Source organism: Microbacterium sp. NPDC058269 (assembly GCF_042881445.1).
Lineage (GTDB): Bacteria > Actinomycetota > Actinomycetes > Actinomycetales > Microbacteriaceae > Microbacterium.
The window spans coordinates 623,716-640,579 of the sequence record NZ_JBHVXT010000003.1 but is presented as its reverse complement, the minus strand read 5'-3'; the positions used below and the strand labels follow the sequence as shown (position 1 = coordinate 640,579).

17 protein-coding genes and 1 other RNA gene are annotated in these 16,864 nt (G+C 68.2%); 13 read left to right on the top strand and 5 right to left on the bottom strand.

Annotated features, from left to right (window positions below; translation table 11 throughout):
• Nucleotides 1–16: 16 nt before the first annotated feature.
• Together ACFVWL_RS16670 and ACFVWL_RS16665 are read right to left on the bottom strand one after the other, a co-directional pair.
• A complete protein-coding gene (locus ACFVWL_RS16670) occupies nt 17–811 on the bottom strand; it encodes a PaaX family transcriptional regulator (protein WP_387185089.1) in 795 nt (264 codons plus the stop codon).
• Nucleotides 808–1,398, bottom strand: a complete 591-nt coding sequence (locus tag ACFVWL_RS16665) for a GNAT family N-acetyltransferase (protein WP_387185088.1) — start codon at nt 1,396–1,398, stop codon at nt 808–810. Before ACFVWL_RS16665 ends, ACFVWL_RS16670 begins: the two co-directional genes overlap by 4 nt.
• A 29-nt stretch (nt 1,399–1,427) precedes the next feature.
• Here ACFVWL_RS16665 and ACFVWL_RS16660 point away from each other — a divergent pair, with 29 nt between their 5' ends.
• The 3 genes from ACFVWL_RS16660 (at nt 1,428) to ACFVWL_RS16650 (ending at nt 4,471) form a co-directional block, all read left to right on the top strand.
• Nucleotides 1,428–2,450 carry an alpha/beta hydrolase family protein gene (locus ACFVWL_RS16660; protein WP_387185085.1) on the top strand — a complete coding sequence of 341 codons (1,023 nt, stop codon included), beginning with the start codon at nt 1,428–1,430 and terminating at the stop codon, nt 2,448–2,450.
• A gap of 104 nt (nt 2,451–2,554) precedes the next feature.
• Nucleotides 2,555–3,442, top strand: coding sequence for a TIGR01777 family oxidoreductase (locus ACFVWL_RS16655; protein ID WP_387185083.1), 888 nt, complete (start codon nt 2,555–2,557; stop codon nt 3,440–3,442).
• Between the two features lie 75 nt (nt 3,443–3,517).
• Nucleotides 3,518–4,471 carry an L-lactate dehydrogenase gene (locus ACFVWL_RS16650; protein WP_387185081.1) on the top strand — a complete coding sequence of 318 codons (954 nt, stop codon included), beginning with the start codon at nt 3,518–3,520 and terminating at the stop codon, nt 4,469–4,471.
• A 36-nt stretch (nt 4,472–4,507) separates the two neighbouring features.
• Here the strand turns inward: ACFVWL_RS16650 and ACFVWL_RS16645 are convergent, their stop codons facing one another.
• Nucleotides 4,508–5,272 (bottom strand): SDR family oxidoreductase, encoded by a 765-nt coding sequence (locus ACFVWL_RS16645; protein ID WP_387185080.1) that lies wholly within the window; start codon nt 5,270–5,272, stop codon nt 4,508–4,510.
• Nucleotides 5,273–5,372: 100 nt separating this feature from the next.
• On the opposite strand from ACFVWL_RS16645, the gene ACFVWL_RS16640 reads away from it, so the two are divergent.
• The gene (locus ACFVWL_RS16640) at nt 5,373–6,209 is read left to right on the top strand and encodes a helix-turn-helix transcriptional regulator (RefSeq protein WP_387185078.1); all 837 of its coding nucleotides are present in this window, start codon (nt 5,373–5,375) and stop codon (nt 6,207–6,209) included.
• Nucleotides 6,210–6,221: 12 nt separating this feature from the next.
• Here ACFVWL_RS16640 and ACFVWL_RS16635 read toward each other — a convergent pair whose 3' ends face one another.
• On the bottom strand, nt 6,222–7,070 hold the full coding sequence (locus ACFVWL_RS16635) for an aldo/keto reductase (RefSeq protein WP_387185076.1): 849 nt from the start codon (nt 7,068–7,070) through the stop codon (nt 6,222–6,224).
• Nucleotides 7,071–7,112: 42 nt separating this feature from the next.
• On the opposite strand from ACFVWL_RS16635, the gene ACFVWL_RS16630 reads away from it, so the two are divergent.
• From ACFVWL_RS16630 to ACFVWL_RS16605, 6 genes are all read left to right on the top strand, one after another.
• On the top strand, nt 7,113–7,535 hold the full coding sequence (locus ACFVWL_RS16630) for a YchJ family protein (protein ID WP_387185074.1): 423 nt from the start codon (nt 7,113–7,115) through the stop codon (nt 7,533–7,535).
• A gap of 36 nt (nt 7,536–7,571) precedes the next feature.
• Entirely contained in the window at nt 7,572–8,306 is a 735-nt protein-coding gene (locus ACFVWL_RS16625; protein ID WP_387185072.1) for a zinc ribbon domain-containing protein, read from the top strand.
• A gap of 22 nt (nt 8,307–8,328) precedes the next feature.
• Complete coding sequence (locus ACFVWL_RS16620) at nt 8,329–10,029, top strand: bifunctional 3'-5' exonuclease/DNA polymerase (protein ID WP_387185071.1); 1,701 nt, start codon at nt 8,329–8,331, stop codon at nt 10,027–10,029.
• 43 nt (nt 10,030–10,072) lie between these two features.
• Nucleotides 10,073–10,429: RNase P RNA component class A (rnpB, locus tag ACFVWL_RS16615), an RNA gene on the top strand.
• 51 nt (nt 10,430–10,480) lie between these two features.
• Complete coding sequence (locus ACFVWL_RS16610; protein ID WP_387185069.1) at nt 10,481–10,639, top strand: hypothetical protein; 159 nt, start codon at nt 10,481–10,483, stop codon at nt 10,637–10,639.
• 99 nt (nt 10,640–10,738) lie between these two features.
• Nucleotides 10,739–11,395, top strand: a complete 657-nt coding sequence (locus ACFVWL_RS16605; protein WP_387185066.1) for a DUF1275 family protein — start codon at nt 10,739–10,741, stop codon at nt 11,393–11,395.
• Nucleotides 11,396–11,495: 100 nt separating this feature from the next.
• Here the strand turns inward: ACFVWL_RS16605 and ppgK are convergent, their stop codons facing one another.
• Nucleotides 11,496–12,242: a polyphosphate--glucose phosphotransferase gene (ppgK, locus tag ACFVWL_RS16600; protein ID WP_387185063.1), complete on the bottom strand. Its 747-nt coding sequence runs from the start codon at nt 12,240–12,242 to the stop codon at nt 11,496–11,498.
• 68 nt (nt 12,243–12,310) lie between these two features.
• Here ppgK and ACFVWL_RS16595 point away from each other — a divergent pair, with 68 nt between their 5' ends.
• From ACFVWL_RS16595 to ACFVWL_RS16585, 3 genes are read left to right on the top strand one after another with little or no spacing between them, the layout of a single operon-like run.
• Nucleotides 12,311–12,535: an SPOR domain-containing protein gene (locus ACFVWL_RS16595; protein WP_387185061.1), complete on the top strand. Its 225-nt coding sequence runs from the start codon at nt 12,311–12,313 to the stop codon at nt 12,533–12,535.
• Between the two features lie 2 nt (nt 12,536–12,537).
• On the top strand, nt 12,538–13,875 hold the full coding sequence (glnA, locus tag ACFVWL_RS16590) for a type I glutamate--ammonia ligase (RefSeq protein ID WP_021200708.1): 1,338 nt from the start codon (nt 12,538–12,540) through the stop codon (nt 13,873–13,875).
• Between the two features lie 9 nt (nt 13,876–13,884).
• The gene (locus tag ACFVWL_RS16585) at nt 13,885–16,860 is read left to right on the top strand and encodes a bifunctional [glutamine synthetase] adenylyltransferase/[glutamine synthetase]-adenylyl-L-tyrosine phosphorylase (protein WP_387185058.1); all 2,976 of its coding nucleotides are present in this window, start codon (nt 13,885–13,887) and stop codon (nt 16,858–16,860) included.
• Nucleotides 16,861–16,864: the final 4 nt, after the last annotated feature.

Genomic DNA, 16,864 nt, shown 5'->3' with positions numbered 1-16,864 from the left:
CGCCTCGAGCGCATTCTCACTCGGCGAGATCGAGCCACCCCTGGTAGGCGTGGAGCTCGGGAGCCGCCACGGTCGCCTCGTGCCACTGGGTCATCCAGCGGCGCCGAACCTGGGTCGGTGGCCAGGGGGTCGGGCGGAGCTCGAGGGGGATGAGGGGATCCTCCCGTAGGGCCGCGTCCAGCGATTCCGCGAGGATGAGCTGCCGCGCGACGGGGTCCCGGTCCCTGTCGTCTGCGCCGAGGATCGGCTCCATCGTCTCGTACAGGGCGATCGAGTCGCGAGCGGGCCATTGTGCCTCCGCTATGGCCGCGTTCTCGGTGATCCCTCGCACGCTGAGCGTGGTGACACTCGCGACGACGAGGTAGGAGTCGAGCTCCGGGGCGAGGAGCGCGGCGAGTGCGTGCGGTGTGAGGTAGAGCCCGGTCGAGATCGACACGGCGCCCAGCATGTGCATCTCCCGACGAAAGGTATCGCGGACCGCGCGCTCGCTCTCGGGAGCGCTGAGAGCGAGGAGGTGCCAGTTGCCGTCCCACGGTGCCTGACCCGCATCCTGGGCGAATGCGAGGCGGAGTCCGATCCGCTCTCGTTCGAGGCGTGCTCTCCCGGCGTCGGTGAGTTCGATCGAGCCGTTGCGTCCGCGGCCGTACTGGGTGATGTCCCCGGCCGAGATGAGGCGTCGCAGTGCCAGGCGCACGGGCTGGTCCTCGACCTGCAGCCGATTCGCGGTGTCGTAGATGATGCCCAGACTGGCTGCGCCCTCGAACGGCAGGAGCGCTTCGATGATGGTCCGGGGCGAGATCTGCGTGCTCAACGGGACACCTCCTTCTCCATCACGCTATATCGGTCGAACCCGTACACGTAGCCGAGCAGCCCGAGGGACCCGCCGCCGACCGTCGTGAATCCGCGGCGGCGATAGAGCGCCTCGGCGCGCGGGTTGCTGTCGACCACCGACAGCTGTACCGCATGGAGCCCGCGTTCGTGCGCATGTTGTTCGGCAGCGCCGAGGAGCGCTGTACCGATTCCGCCTCCGCGATGCGCCCGGTCGACGCAGATGCCGTCGAGTACCAACCGATCGCGGGCCTCGTCGCGGGCCAGCACACTTGTCGCCAGAGCGGCACGCGCGGCCTGATGAAGGGGAAGTGCAGACTTCAGCGTCGCCCAAGGGAGGTGCATCGCACCGATGCCCTGGTCCAGGAAACCGCATACCCCGACCACGACGTCCTCCACGCGCGCGACGAGCATCCGTTCTGCGCGCAGAGCGGCCCGAACGATCCGAAGGCCTGTCTCCTCGTCGGCGAACGCGGGCTGGAGCTTGCGGCGGAACGCCTCCCCGTAGAGCGAACCGACACGCATGCGTTCCGAATCGACGAATCCGATGGCGATAGCTGGAGCACCCATGCATCGAAACTATCACATAGACTACGAACGTGAAGATACTGAAAGTTAATCGTGGGATTCGTGTATGGGTCGGCTCCGTCGTGGTGCTGGTGCTGATCGCTGCCGGCGTGATCGTCGTGGGCAACGACTACAGGTTCGACCAGACGGCGGTCCGGATCCCGACCGCCAGCGGCCGGCTCGATGGTGTTCTCACGACGCCGCGCGGTACCGATGCGCGTGGCGTCGTCATCATGGTGCATGGGGACGCTGCCGTCGACGCGACGCAGGGCGGGCTGTACTCGCCGTGGTTCGAGGGCGCGGCGGATGCGGGGTTCGCGACGTTGTCATGGAACAAGCCGGGAGTGGGTGGCTCCACGGGTGATTGGCTGGACCAGACCATGGACGATCGCGCTGATGAAGTGTCCGCAGCTGTGGATTGGGCTCTCGAGCAGTCCGGGCTCCCGACCGATCGCATCGTGTTGTGGGGGGCCAGCCAGGCAGGCTGGGTGCTTCCGAAGGTGGTCGCGCAGCGCGAGGACATCGATGCCGTCGTCGCGGTGGGGACGGCGATCACCTGGCTCTCGCAAGGTCGTTACAACCTGCTGGCTGAGCTCGACCACGACGGAGCAACCGATTCCGAGCGGTCGCAGGCCCTCGCCGAAAGTGACGAGATACGCGGACTTCTGGAGCGCAGCGCGGACTACGAGGACTATCTCGCCGTCACGACCGAGGAGTCGCCGATGACCAGGGAACGCTGGACGTTCGTCGCTCGGAACTTCCATGCCGACGCCACCCTCGATCTGCGTGATGCGGCCGACGCGACCATCCCCGTCCTCCTGATGGCCGGCGAACGCGATCGCAACGTCGACATGCATGAGACGGAGATCGTCTACGACCGGGTTTTCGGCGAGAACCTCACGGTCGAGCATTTCGACGCCGTTCACTCCCTCGCGCGGCCCGTCGTCGATGACAACGAATTCATCGGCGCCTCGGTCGGCATCTTCTGGCCACGAGCGCTTCTCGCCGCCGGTGTCGTCGATGCATATGGCGCATTCTTGCACCGCGTGGATTAGGCGAGCTTCCGAAGCGACACGTGCGGGTCCGATCGCCTACGGGTTCCTGGGCGCGTACGCTGAGGCGGAGTACTACTCGACGACCGAGAAGGGGACGCCCTCCGATGGCAGGACGCATCGTCATCAGCGGAGCATCGGGTCTCATCGGATCCGCCCTCGCCGGATCCCTCCGCGCCGATGGCGTCGAGGTCACCACGCTCGTCCGCCGCGCACCGCGGTCGGAGGACGAGGCGCAGTGGGAGCCGGGGGAGAGCGCGCTCGATCCGGAGGTGCTGGCCGGAGCCGATGCGGTCGTCGCGCTGGGCGGTGCCAGCGTCGGACGGCTGCCGTGGACTCGCGGCTATCGACGAGTGCTGGTCGATTCGCGTCTGCAGGCGACGCGGACCCTGACGACGGCCCTGCGCGCGCTGCGCTCCGATGCGCCGGCCCTCGTCTCCGCCTCCGCCGTCGGCTACTACGGCTCCGCGCCGGGCGAGGTCCTGACGGAGGACTCCGCCGCCGGGCAGACGTTCCTGGCGGATCTGAGCGTCCGGTGGGAGGCCGAGGCGCGCCGAGCTGAAGACCACACCCGCGTCGCTCTGCTGCGCACCGCGCCGGTCATCCACCGACGAGGAGTACTCAAACCGCTGATACAGCTGACCCGTTTCGGTGTCTCCGGACCGCTCGGACGCGGGACGCAGATCTGGCCGTGGATCTCGCTCGACGACGAGGTGCGGGCGATCCGCCACGTCCTGGACACGAAGATCGCCGGGGCCGTCAACCTCACCGGGCCCACGCCCGCCTCGGCGAACGACATCGGCCGAGCTCTCGCCGCTCGGATGCACCGGCCGTTCTGGCTCCCCGCTCCGGCCTGGGCACTGCGGTTCGCTCTCGGCGACGCGGCGGACTCGCTTCTGCTCCCCGATGCCGACGTGCGACCGCAGGTGTTGGAGCGGTCGGGGTTCCGGTTCACGCACGGGACTGCGACGGAGGCGGTCGCCGCGGCGCTGTGAGACCTTCGCAGCGAGCGGCTTTTCTTCCGGTGAGGCTCTTGCCGGATCGGCGCCATCCACTGCGAGACTGAGCTCATGGAGATCATCGAGAACTCGAAGCTCACGGTCGTCGGCGCAGGAAGTGTGGGATCGAGCGTCGCCTATGCGGCGCTGATCCGAGGCTCTGCCCGCCACGTCGCGCTGTACGACATCGCCACGGAGAAGGTCGAGGCCGAGGTGCTCGACCTCGCCCACGGCACACAGTTCACGGGTTCCAGCGACATCATCGGCGGCAGTGACATCTCGGTCGCCGCCGGCTCGCACGTCGTGGTGATCACGGCCGGCGCGAAGCAGAAGCCCGGTCAGACCCGCATCGAACTCGCCGAGGTCAACGCGGGCATCATCCGCCGCATGATGCCCGACCTGCTCGAGGTCGCCCCGAACGCGATCTACGTGATCGTGACGAACCCGTGCGATGTGCTGACGGTCATCGCGCAGGAGGAGACCGGGCTTCCTCCCGAGCGGATCTTCGCCTCGGGCACCGTGCTCGACACTTCCCGGCTGCGGTGGAAGCTCGGCCAGCGCGCCGGAGTCTCGACCGCCAGCGTCCATGCGCACATCATCGGCGAGCACGGCGACACCGAGTTCCCGCTCTGGTCCCGCGCGACGATCGGCACCGTGCCGATCCTGGAGTGGGAGACGCCCGGCCATCCCCGCTTCACGCTCGACGAGCTGCAGGAGATCGCGGTCGAGGTGCGCGACGCCGCCTACAAGGTGATCCTGGGCAAGGGCGCGACCAACTACGCGATCGGACTGTCGAGTGCGCGCATCGTCGAGGCGATCCTGAGTGACGAGCATGCCGTGATGCCGGTGAGCACCGTGTTGCGCGACTTCCACGGGGTCGACGGCGTCGCGCTATCGGTGCCGTCGATCGTGAGCGCTACGGGCGCCGTGCCGATCCGGAACACCTCGTTCTCAGACGACGAGCTGGCGCTGCTGCGACAGTCGGCCGACGCGCTCACAGCGGCGGCGGCATCACTGCGTCCCTGAGTGGGGTGCCGGTGCGGATCCGACACCCGCCCCGGATCAGCGCCCGTGCGGGTCCGTGCCGTTCAGCGTGGCGACGACCTGTTCGTAGTCGCCGCGGACCTCGGCGTAGCGGAGGAACTTCACGCGCTCGACCTGGATCTCCGTGGCGTCCGGCTGCGACTCGATCAGTGCCACGACCTCGTCGATGAACTCATCGAGCGGCATGGCGGACTCGTTGTCCTCGTGTCCGGGCATGAGCGGTGTGCGCACCGCCGGCGGTTCGAGCTCGAGCACCGAGACGCTCGTGTCGGCGAACTGCAACCGCAGCGACTCGCTCAGCATGTGGATCGCAGCCTTGCTGGCGTTGTAGGTGGGAGTCACCCGCAGCGGAGCGAAGGCGAGCCCGGACGAGACCGTCATGATCGTCGCGTCGGGCTGTGCACGCAGGTGCTCGATGAAGGCCGCGATCAGCCGGATCGGCCCGAGGATGTTCGTGGTGACGGTCTCCTCCGCATCGGACAGGAAGCCCGAGGGCGTGCTCCAGTCCTCAGCACGCATGACGCCGGCCATGGTGATGAGCACATTCAGTTCAGGGTGCTTTGAGATGACAGTTCTGGAAGCCTCGTCGATGCTGTCCGCATCCGTCGTGTCGATCCGCACCGTGTGGATCCCGGGGTGCTCGGCCGCGATCGCTGCGAGGCGCTCCTGTCGGCGCCCGCCCACGATCACCGTGTTGCCGCGGTCGTGCAGGCGAAGGGCGAGGGCGAGACCGATTCCGCTCGTCGCGCCGGGAATGAAGATGGTGTTTCCGCTGATGTTCATCACCCCAGCTTCGGCGTCGCCGGAGAGGCGCTCCAGAGAGCGTCCATCCAGGGATCGGGCGTCCCTGGATCGAAGGACGGCACCGGGGGATACTTCAGGGGTGGATCGCGATGAATTGGCCGAATTCCTCCTCCGTCGGCGTGAGGCACTGACGCCCGCCGACGTCGGGCTCTCGACAGGACCTCGGCGTCGCACCACGGGGCTGCGTCGAGAAGAAGTGGCGCAGCTGGCGACCATGTCGACGGACTACTACACGCGTCTGGAGCAGCGGCGGGGTCCGCAGCCGAGCGTGCAGATCCTCGCCTCTCTCGCGCGAGCGCTGCGCCTGACCGAGGACGAGCGTGACTACCTCTTCCGCCTCTGCGGCCACAGCGCCCCCGACCGTGCACACATCACGGAGTACGTGCGCCCCGGCATCCTCCGCGTGCTCGACCGGTTGCACGACACCCCCGCCTTCGTGGTCTCGGTCCTCGACGAGGTGCTCGTGCAGAACGACGCCTCCCGCGCGCTCGTGGGCGACTCGAGCGCGCTCACCGGGCTCGACCGCAGTGGTATCTACCGCTGGTTCGCGTACCCCGACATCGAGCGTCTGCGGTATCGAGAGGCCGATCATCCGCGACAGGCCCGTGCCCTCGTCGGGTCGCTCCGCGCCGCGCACGGCGTGATGGGAGCTCGATCCAGAGCGGGGGAGATCGTCGCAGAGCTGACCGCCCGGAGCCCGGAGTTCGTGGAGCTGTGGGACGCGCACGTGGTGAGTCGCCGGTTCGAGCAGCACAAGGTGATGGTGCACCCGGAACTGGGCGAGATCGAGGTCGACTGTCAGGCGCTCTTCACCGAGGACGAGTCGCACGCGCTGATCGTCCTCACCGCCGCGCCGGGAAGTGAATCGGCGAGCAAGCTCGAGTTCCTGCGGGTGCTGGGCACGCAGAAGGTCTGACGCGCGTCGGCCTCAGGACTCCTCGTGGGTTCGCGGGTCGGCGTCGAAGAGCCGTCCGTCCGGACGCCCGAGCGCGGTGATCGCCGTGACCTCGGCGTCCTCCAGCGCGATCTCCGCCGCCGCGAGGTTGGCCACCTGGTGTTCGAGCGACGACGCCTTCGGGATCGACACCGTGCCGCGGGCGACGTGCCACGCGAGGACCGTCTGCGCGGTCGTGATGCCACGTGCCTCGGCGATGTCGTGGATCACCTGTTCGTCGAAGAGCTCCTTCGCGCGACCCAGCGGGCTCCATGCCTCGGTGAGGATGCCGTGCTCCCGGTGGTAGGCGAGCTGCTCGTCCTGCGGGAAGTACGGATGCACCTCGATCTGATTGACGACGGGCCGCACCCCGGTCTCCTGCTCGATGCGCTCCAGGTGCTCCGGGAGGAAGTTCGAGACGCCGATCTGCCGGACGACACCACGGGCCTGAGCGTCGACGAGCGCGGCCCAGGCCTGGACGTACTCGTCCTGGATGGGGTTCGGCCAGTGGATGAGGTGCAGATCCGTGACGTCGAGACCGAGGCGTGAGCGACTCTCCTCGATGCTGGTGCGTGCCTTCGCGGACGGGTGATGACGACCGGGGAGCTTGGTGGTGACGATGATCTCGGAGCGCGCGACGTCGGAGGCGGCGATCCCGCGGCCGACGGAGCCCTCGTTCTCGTAGTTGAACGCGGTGTCGACGAGACGGTAGCCCGCGCCGAGGCCCCCGCTGACGGCTTCCGCCCCCGCATCGCCGTTGAGTCCGTAGGTGCCGAGGCCGATGGCCGGGAGGGCGAACCCGTTGTGGGCGGTGAACGAGGGGACGACGGGCTGAGTGGTCACGGTGCTCCTTCTTGGCCTTTTCCTCGAGCGTACGCTGAGGGGATGACAACGGAGGCGGAGATGGCGGCGGATGACGTCGTGATCGAGGACGAGGCGCGCTGCCCGTGTTCGTCCGGGGACGTGTTCGGCGGATGCTGCCGCCCGATTCTCGATGGTGCACCCGCTCCGACGGCGGAGCGTCTGATGCGCTCGCGGTACACGGCATTCGTCGTGCAGGACGCGACGCATCTCCTGCGCACCTGGCACTCGACCACCAGGCCGGAGTCGATCGACTTCGAGACCGACGTCGAGTGGCGGCGCCTGCTCGTGCTCGATCGCGTGGCCGGAGGCCCCTTCGACCGCGACGGCGTGGTGGAGTTCGAGGCGTTCTGGCGGCAGGGAGCCGCGAAGGGCTCGCTGCACGAGCGCAGTCGCTTCGTGCGGGAGGACCGGCACTGGTACTACGTCGACGGCGACATGCGCTGATGGGCGGATGTCGCGACAGCGACTAGATTTGGAAGCGTGAACGCCAGCCCCGAGAACCAGCGCACCCTGCTCGACATCGCCGACCTCGACCGGCGCATCGCGCAGGCCGAGCGTGCCCGAACGAAGCCGAGCCAGGCGGGGCGGATCACCGAGCTCGTGGCGATCCGCCAGGAGCAGCTCCGTGAACTGACCACGCTCGCCGGCACTCGTGACGATGTGCGCACCGAGCTGAAGCGTCTGGAGTCCGACGTCGCGGTCGTGGAGGCGCGTCGGAACCGCGACGCCGAGCGCCTCGCCGCGTCGACGAACTCGAAGGACGCGCAGGCGCTCGAGCATGAACTGGCGAGCCTCGCCCGTCGGCAGAGCGACCTGGAAGACGCCGAGCTCGACGTGATGGGCCGACTCGAAGAGGCAGAGGCCGCTCTCGCCGCGCAGCAGGCGCTCCTCGACACGACGACGGCCGAGGGTTCCGCCCTCACCGCACAGGCCAAGGCCGACGTCGCCGCAGCCACCGAGCTCGGCGCACAGCTGGCCCGCGATCGTGCGGCCGTCGCCGACGGGGTGTCGCCGGAACTGCTGGCCGAGTACGCCCGTCGTGCGACGAACAGTGCCGGAGCCGCGCTGCTCACCCGAGGTACCTGCGAAGGCTGCCGCATCCTGCTTCCCAGTACCGATCTGAACGACATCCGTCGCGCGGCCGACGACCTGGTGGTCTCCTGCCCCGAGTGCGGCTGCATTCTCGTGCGCACCGAGGAGTCCGGGCTCGCATGAGCGGCGCCTGCGCGCGCCAGCGATGACCACGCCGGCGTCGGGCGTCGAACGACGCATCGCGCTGATCGCCGTCGGCCCGCAGGAATACGTCGCGATCGAGCTCGACGGGAACGGCGTAGAGCAGGACCGCACGTCTCTGCGTGCCGATGACCTCGCCGGATGGGTCCGCTCCGCCGAGGCCTCCGATGCGCCGCGATGGATCATGCGCTCCGCCGCGGAGACGTACGCCCTGCTCCTCGCCGACGGCGTGCGGATCACGCGCAGTCACGATCTGGTGCTGTGTCACGCCATCCTGCGCGACACTGCGTCGGTACCGATCCCGCTTCCGGCGTCGCAGGAGTGGGAGCGTCGGGAGCCGACCGTGGCGGCGCCGTCGCTGTTCGACGTGTTCGACGACGTCAGCGGAGACGACGCGGTCGCGACGACTCTCGATCAGTACCGGGCGCAGCGCGAGGTGATCGCTGGGGCGCCGGACGGGCGTCTCACACTGCTGTGCGCGGCGGAGTCGGCGGGGGGACTCATCGCCGAAGAGATGCGGGTCGCGGGATTGCCCTGGGACGAGGGCGTGCACGATGCGATCCTGACCGAGACCCTGGGCACCCGGCCGGTCGCCGGCGGAGTGCCCAGCCGTATGGTCGAACTCGGTGCTCGCGTACGGGAGCTCCTCGGCGACGCATCGCTCCACCTCGACAGCCAGCAGAAGCTGCTCAGGGCGCTGCATCGCGTCGGGGTGCAGGTGGAGTCCACGAGCCGGTGGGAGCTCGCCCAGCATGACCACCCCGTCGTCGAACCGCTGCTCGCGTACAAGAAGCTCTCCCGACTGCTCAGCGCCAACGGCTGGGCCTGGCTCGCAGAGTGGGTGCACGACGGGCGGTTCCGTCCGGTCTACATCCCCGGCGGTGTCGTCACCGGGCGCTGGGCCTCCGCGGGCGGAGGTGCGCTTCAGCTCCCGCGGAGTCTACGACCCGCGGTGCGCGCGGACCCCGGATGGACCCTGGTCGTGGCGGACGTCGCCCAGCTCGAACCCCGGATGCTCGCGGCGATGGCAGCCGACGAGGGGATGGCCCGGGCGGCGCGGGGGAGCGACCTCTACGCGGGCGTCGTCGCTTCCGGTGCGGTCGCTACACGGGACGAAGCGAAGTACGCGGTCCTCGGCGCGATGTACGGAGCCACGACGGGCGACAGTGGACGACTGGTTCCGCGGCTGCGGAAGGTGTATCCCCGCGCCATGGCGCTCGTCGACGCAGCAGCACGCACGGGGGAGGACGGCGGCATCGTGTCGACGTGGCTCGGCCGTTCCTCACCTCGGCCCGCGGTGGAATGGATGCGACTGCAGTCCGAGGCGACCGACGCGGATGCCGACCCCGCGGTGGTCGCTCTCGCTCGGCGCAGAGCACGCGACTGGGGCCGGTTCACCCGGAACTTCGTGGTGCAGGGCACAGCGGCGGAGTGGTCGTTGATCTGGCTGGCCGAGATCCGTCACCGTCTGCAGCAGATCCCCGAGGTGTTCGCGGAGGCTGCGGCGTCCGGTCCTTTCGCACGCTCCCCGCACCTGGCGTTCTTCCTCCACGACGAGGTGATCCTGCACGTTCCGCTCGAACATGCGGAGGCGGCGGCTGAGGCCGTGCGAGAAGCTGCGGCCACCGCGACGACGAGACTGTTCGGCTCGTTCCCGATCGACGTGCCCCTCGACCTGCGCATCGCGGAGTCAGCGGAGAAGTAGCCGCGGGTCGCGGCCTCCGGAGAACGTAGACTGGAGACGCGAATGGGTCGACTGGACGGCCGCGTTGCGGGAGACCGCACCGAGGAACGTCCGGGCTCCTCAGGGCAGGACGGTGGGTAACGCCCACCCGGAGCAATCCGCGAGAAAGTGCCACAGAGAGCAGACCGCCCCGCAAGGGGTAAGGGTGAAAGGGTGGTGTAAGAGACCACCGGGGGCCATGGTGACATGGCCCGCCAGGTAAACCTCGTCCGGAGCAAGGTCAGACAGAGGATGTTGACGCGGCTCGCCGAGTCCTCGGGTAGACCGCTAGAGTGCCACGGCAACGTGTCGCCGAGAGAGATGGCCGTCGAAGGGGCGAAGAACCCCGGAACAGAACCCGGCGTACAGGTCGGCCCATTCGCATTAACCGATTTGAACACCCGGAGCCTGTCAGACCTGGCAGGCGCCGCAGATGGCCGCACGTCTTCTGAGCGTTCTCCCGAGTTATCAGAAGTACCCGAACGGGCCTCTCCAATCGGCCGGCTTCAGCTATGCCATGTTCGATGTCGAAGACGCTCAGGTGCAGCAGCAGATCCAGAAGATGTTGCACGGGCTGACAACGAGTGCCTGACGTCGGATGCCTGACGTCGCAGTTCTCAGCACGTGAGTCGTGGAGCAGCCTAGGATCATAGAGCCCACCCCAGGAAGGCACGTCCATGAGGCCTGCGCCATGAGAGATGTGACACGACGAGGTCTGGCGCTGTCGTTGATTCTCAGCGGCGTCGCGGGGTATGTGGATGCCATCGGATTCATCGACACAGGTGGCTTCTTCGTCTCCTTCATGAGCGGCAACTCGACGCAGGTCGGCGTGGATGTCCTCGAGCGGGGACTGGTCTCTTCGCTCCTGCCCCTGACGCTGGTCGTGGCGTTCGTCGCAGGCGTCGCCGCAGGCGCGATCATCGGCGGGAACGGGATCCGGCGCGCCTGGGCGGTGGCTGCATCGGCCTCCGCGGTCGCTCTGAGCGCTGGTCTCGCGGTGGTGGCACCGACGGGACCGGCGCGGTTCTGGATGCTGGCCTTCGCGATGGGGGCGCTGAACACCCTGTACCTCGCGGACGGACGTGCGCGGGTCGCGATCACCTACGCGACGGGAACATTGGTGAGTCTGGGGCTGGCGATCGCGGCGTTGGTCACCGGGCGTTCCGGATCCGCATGGCAGCGACCGCTCCTCCTGTGGGGCTCGCTCGCAAGCGGAGCAGTGGTCGGCGCCGCGGCGCACAGGCTCGGAAGCGGGGCCGCGTTGCTCATCGCCGCGATCGTGCTCGCCGTCGCCGCGGTGGGCGTGGCCACGAGGTTCCCCGGCCGACGGGAGCGATCGAGCGGCTGATCGGGGTGGTCGGCAGAGTGCAGCCGGTTCGCCTCACATGAACGAAGGCCCCGACGACTGTGCAGTCATCGGGGCCTTCGGTGTCAGAGGCGTACGCGGATCAGTCGCCCGCGAGGGATGCGGCGCCGATGATGCCGGAGTTGTTGCGGTGGATGGCCGGAACGATCGGGGTCTTGAGGTCGAGGAGCGGGAGGAAGTCTCCGGCGTTCTTCGACACGCCGCCGCCGACGACGAACAGGTCCGGACTGAACAGGAACTCGATGTGCGAGTAGAACGCCTGCAGACGCTCCGCCCACTCGGCCCACGTGAGGTTCTCGCGTTCGCGCGCGGAGGTCGCGGCGTACGTCTCGACCGACTCGTACTCGCGGAAGTTGAGGTGGCCGAGCTCGGTGTTCGGCAGCAGCACTCCGTCGTTGAGGAAAGCCGAGCCGATACCGGTGCCGAGAGTCGTGAGAAGCGTGAAGCCGCGTACGTCCCGTGCCGCACCGTGGCGCGCTTCGGCGACGCCCGCGGCATCCGCGTCGTTCACGAACACGATGTTGCGGCCCAGGCCGTCGCGGAAGAAGCGCTCCGCATCGAAATCGATCCACTCCTTCGAGACGTTCGCGGCGGAGAGGGTCTTGCCGCGCTTGACGATCGCGGGGAACGCGACGCCGAGCGGCAGCGTCGAGTCGTGCACGTCGAGCGTCTTCAGAACGGTCTGCACGGCGTTGAGCACGTCCTGCGGCGATGCACCCTCGGGCGTGGGGACCCGCACCCGGTCGGACGCCATGATGCCGTGCTCGAGGTCGACGATTCCTGCTTTGATACCCGTGCCGCCGATGTCGACGCCGATCGCTTTTGCCATGGGCGATAGCTTAGCGACCGCGGTGCGCGCCAGTAGGATCGATGACATCACGTGAAGAAGGGGCAGACATGTCTGACGGCGACCACAAGTACTGGTACAACTCCGAGACCGGCGAGATCGAGTACGGCATGATCTCGCCCTCCATCGACCGCATCGGTCCGTTCGACACGGAGGCCGAGGCCCGTCGTGCTCCCGAGGTCGTCAAGGCGCGTTCGCGCGCCTGGGCCGAGGAAGAGGCCGCCGAGCAGGGCTGGGATGTCACGGGCGACGCAAAGGGCCAGGGCGCAGAGTAGCCATGGACAAGCAGAGGGACTTCGTCCTCCGGACCATCGAGGAGCGCGGCGTCAAGTTCGTGCGACTGTGGTTCACGGACGTGATCGGCACTCTCAAGTCGGTGGCCATCGCGCCGGCCGAGGTGGAGGGTGCTTTCGCGGAGGGCATCGGATTCGACGGGTCGGCGATCGAGGGGCTGACACGCACCTACGAATCGGACCTGCTCGCCCAGCCCGATCCGACGACGTTCCAGACGCTGCCCTGGCGCGGTGAGATCGACCCGACCGCGCGCATGTTCTGCGACCTGACCACTCCCGACGGTCAGCCGGCCGTCGCGGATCCGCGGCACGTGCTCAAGCGCACGCTCGCGAAGGCTGCGGATGCCGGATTCACGTTCTACACGCATCCGGAGATCGAGTTCTACCTGCTCAAATCCTCTTCCTTCGGCCCCGACGGGCCCGTACCCGTTGACTCGGCCGGCTACTTCGACAACGTGCCCGGCGGTACGGCGCACGACTTCCGCCGTCGTTCGGTGCGCATGCTCGAAGACCTCGGCATCTCCGTCGAGTTCAGCCACCATGAGGGCGGTCCCGGGCAGAACGAGATCGATCTCCGTTACGCCGACGCGCTGACGACGGCCGACAACATCATGACCTTCCGCACGGTGATCAAGGAGGTGGCGATCGAGCAGGGCGTCTATGCGACGTTCATGCCGAAGCCCCTCAGTGACCAGCCCGGCAGCGGTATGCACACGCACATGTCGCTGTTCGAAGGCGATCAGAACGCCTTCTACGAAGAGGGTGCCAAGTACCAGCTGTCGAAGACGGGGCGCCACTTCATCGCCGGCCTGCTCCGTCACGCGAACGAGATCTCCGCGGTCACCAACCAGTTCGTCAACTCGTACAAGCGGCTCTGGGGTGGCGACGAAGCACCGAGCTTCGTCACCTGGGGCCATGCCAACCGTTCCGCTCTCGTCCGGGTGCCGATGTACAAGCCCAACAAGAGCCAGTCTTCCCGCGTGGAGTACCGCGGCATCGATTCGGCGTCGAACCCGTATCTCGCGTACGCACTCCTGCTCGCAGCTGGGCTCAAGGGCATTGAGGAGGGATACGATCTCCCGCCCGAGGCCGAGAACAACGTGTGGTCGCTGAGCGACGCCGAGCGTCGTGCACTGGGCTACGAGGCGCTGCCGGCGAGCCTCGATCACGCCCTGGAGTACATGGAGGCATCCGAGCTCGTCGCGGAGACGCTGGGCGAGCAGGTCTTCAACTACGTGCTGCTCAACAAGCGCAAGGAATGGGAGGCCTACCGCGGTCAGGTCACCCCGTTCGAGCTGAAGAGCAACCTCGAGCTGCTCTGATCCGCGCAGATGGCGCGTCCTGACGATTCTGTCTCCCTCTCCGCGCTGGCGAGGCTCGGCTTCTCCGAGTTGAGTGAAGCCGCGGCCTCCCTCGCTGAGCTGGCGGCCATTCTGGATCAGCCGCGAACGGTGCTGCTCGAGGCTGCGGACGCCGCCGACCCCGATGCTGCCGTCCGCGGGCTGCTCCGGGTGGCGCGTCGGGACGAGGCGCCGTTGCGGAGACTCCTCGTAGATGAGGAGACGCGCCGCCGTGTCTGGCGCGTGTTCGGCGCGTCGGAGGGGTTCGCCGGGTTCTTCCTCCGCCACCCCGAGCAGCTGACGGTCCTCGAAGGGGCGATCACCGCGTTGCCGTCGTCGGAGGAGTTGCACGAGCGGCTCCTGGCGTCGGTCGGTGCACGTGATGGCTTCGCGCAGGCTGGCGATGATGACGCCGTCGTCGCGATCAGAGTCGCGTATCGCCGGAACCTCGCCGCCATCGCCGCCTACGACCTCTCGCATCCGGCGCCCGCGACGATCGTCGGACCGGTGTCGGCCGCGCTGGCAGACATCGCGGGTGCGGCCCTCGAAGCATCGCTCGCCGTGGCGAGAACTCGGCTGCAGGAATCGATGGGCCGAGACGAGGTCGAAGCGACGCGCCTCGCCATCATCGGGATGGGAAAGGCCGGCGCGAGGGAGCTGAACTACGTCAGTGACGTCGACGTCATCTTCGTCGGCGGCAGTCATGATGAAGATGTCGTCTCGGAGGCGCGTGCGATCGACATCGCGACCCGACTCGCGCGGGAGACGATGCGAAACCTCGATGCGATCGAGGTCGAGCCGCCCCTGTGGGAGGTGGACGCCGCGCTACGGCCGGAAGGCAAGCAGGGGGCGCTGGTGCGCTCGCTCGCGTCTCATCTCGCGTACTACGACCGATGGGCGAAGAGCTGGGAGTTCCAGGCGCTGCTCAAGGCGCGTCCACTCGCGGGCGATGCCGAGCTCGGCGCCGAGTACATCGCAGCAGTGCAGCCGAAGATCTGGTCCAGCGCCGCCCGGCAGGACTTCGTCGAGAGCGTGCAGCGCATGCGTGAGCGCGTGATGGAGCACATCGATCCCGAGGACGCTCCGTATCAACTGAAACTCGGCGCCGGCGGCCTGCGCGACATCGAGTTCACCGTGCAGCTGCTGCAGCTCGTCCACGGTCTCACCGACGAATCTCTGCGCACTCGGGGCACTCTCGAGAGCCTCGATGCGCTCGTCGAAGGCGGGTACATCGGACGGGTGGATGCGGCTGCGTTCGCCGAAGACTATCGACTCCTCCGGCTCATGGAGCATCGCCTCCAGCTGCGAGAGCTCAGCCGCACGCACCTGATGCCGCGCACGCCGGCCGGCCTTCGGATCCTCGCGAGGGGGACCGGGTTGGCCGAGAGCGGCGAAGGCGTGTGGGCGCGTTGGGAGAGCGTGCGACGCGAGGTGCGCGAGATCCACACCCGCCTGTTCTACCGCCCGCTGCTCAGCGCCGTCGCCGGTCTGCCGGAGGAGGAGCGCACGCTCTCCGCCGCCCAGGCGCACGACCGCCTGGCGGCCATCGGATTCCGCGATCCGGCGGGAGCTCTGCGCCATATCGGCGCCCTCACGAGCGGGCTCAGCCGCAAGGCGACCATCCAGCGCCACCTGATGCCCATCATGGTGCGGTGGTTCGCGGACGGCAGCGACCCCGACTACGCGCTCCTCGCCTTCCGCCGCATCAGTGAGCGTCTCGGGGACACACCGTGGTTCCTGCGGATGCTGCGCGACTCCTCGGGAGCAGCCGAGAGCCTCACCCGCCTGCTGTCGTCGTCGCGCTACATCGGCGAGCTCTTGGAGTGGATCCCCGAATCCGTGGCCTGGCTGGACAGCACGGGGCGCCTGCGGCCGCGTGGCGCCGCCGCGCTGGACGAGGAGGCTCGCGCGATCCAGACGCGCCACGAGACGATCGGCGACGCCCTGCGTGCGGTCAGGGCGCTGCGGAGGCGGGAGCTCCTGCGCACCGCGATGGGCGCGGTCCTCGACGTCCTCACGATCGAAGAAGTCGCCACAGCGCTCACCGAGATCACCGAGGCGACGATCCAGGCGGCTCTGCGTGCGGTGATCCGGGAGGTCGTGCCGCCCGAGGCCGAGGCACTGGACTTCGCGATCATCGCGATGGGACGTTTCGGCGGCGCAGAGCTCGGCTTCGGCTCCGACGCCGACATCCTCTATGTCTACGACGCGAACGGAGTCGATCCCCAGCGCGCCCAGAAGCTCGCGACCCAGATCGTGGCGGGGCTGCGCGAGCACCTGACCGATCATCGCCTCCCGCTCGACCTCGATGCCGATCTGAGGCCGGAGGGACGCAACGGGCCGGTCGTGCGATCCATCGAGGCGTACACCGAGTACTACCGGCGCTGGTCGCTGTCATGGGAGGCTCAGGCACTGCTGCGCGCCCGCGGGGTGGCAGGGAGCGCCAAGCTCATCGCGCGGTTCACGGCTCTGGCCGACACGATCCGCTACCCGGAATCGGTCGACTTGCAGGGCACGCGAGAGATCAAACGCATCAAGGCCAGGGTCGAGGGGGAGCGGCTGCCGCAGGGCGCCGATCCGCGGCGTCACCTGAAGCTCGGACCCGGATCGCTCAGCGATGTGGAGTGGCTGGTTCAACTGCTCCAGCTGCAACATGCACACACAGTTCCCGGACTGCGCACGACATCCACCCTCGGTGCGCTCGAGGCCGCCGTGGCGGCTGATCTCGTGACCGAGGAGGATGCCGTGCGTCTTCGCGAGGCCTGGCTCCTGTCCAGCCGTCTCCGTTCGGCGATCACCCTGCTCACGGGCCAGACCAGTGACGTGCTGCCCGCAGATCGTCGACAGCTCGACGCGATCGGACGGCTCCTCGGGTATCCCGACCGATCGGCGACCGAACTCGAGGAGGACTACCTCGGGGTGACCCGCCGTGCGCGGAAGACGTTCGAACAGCTGTTCTACGGTTAGGCCT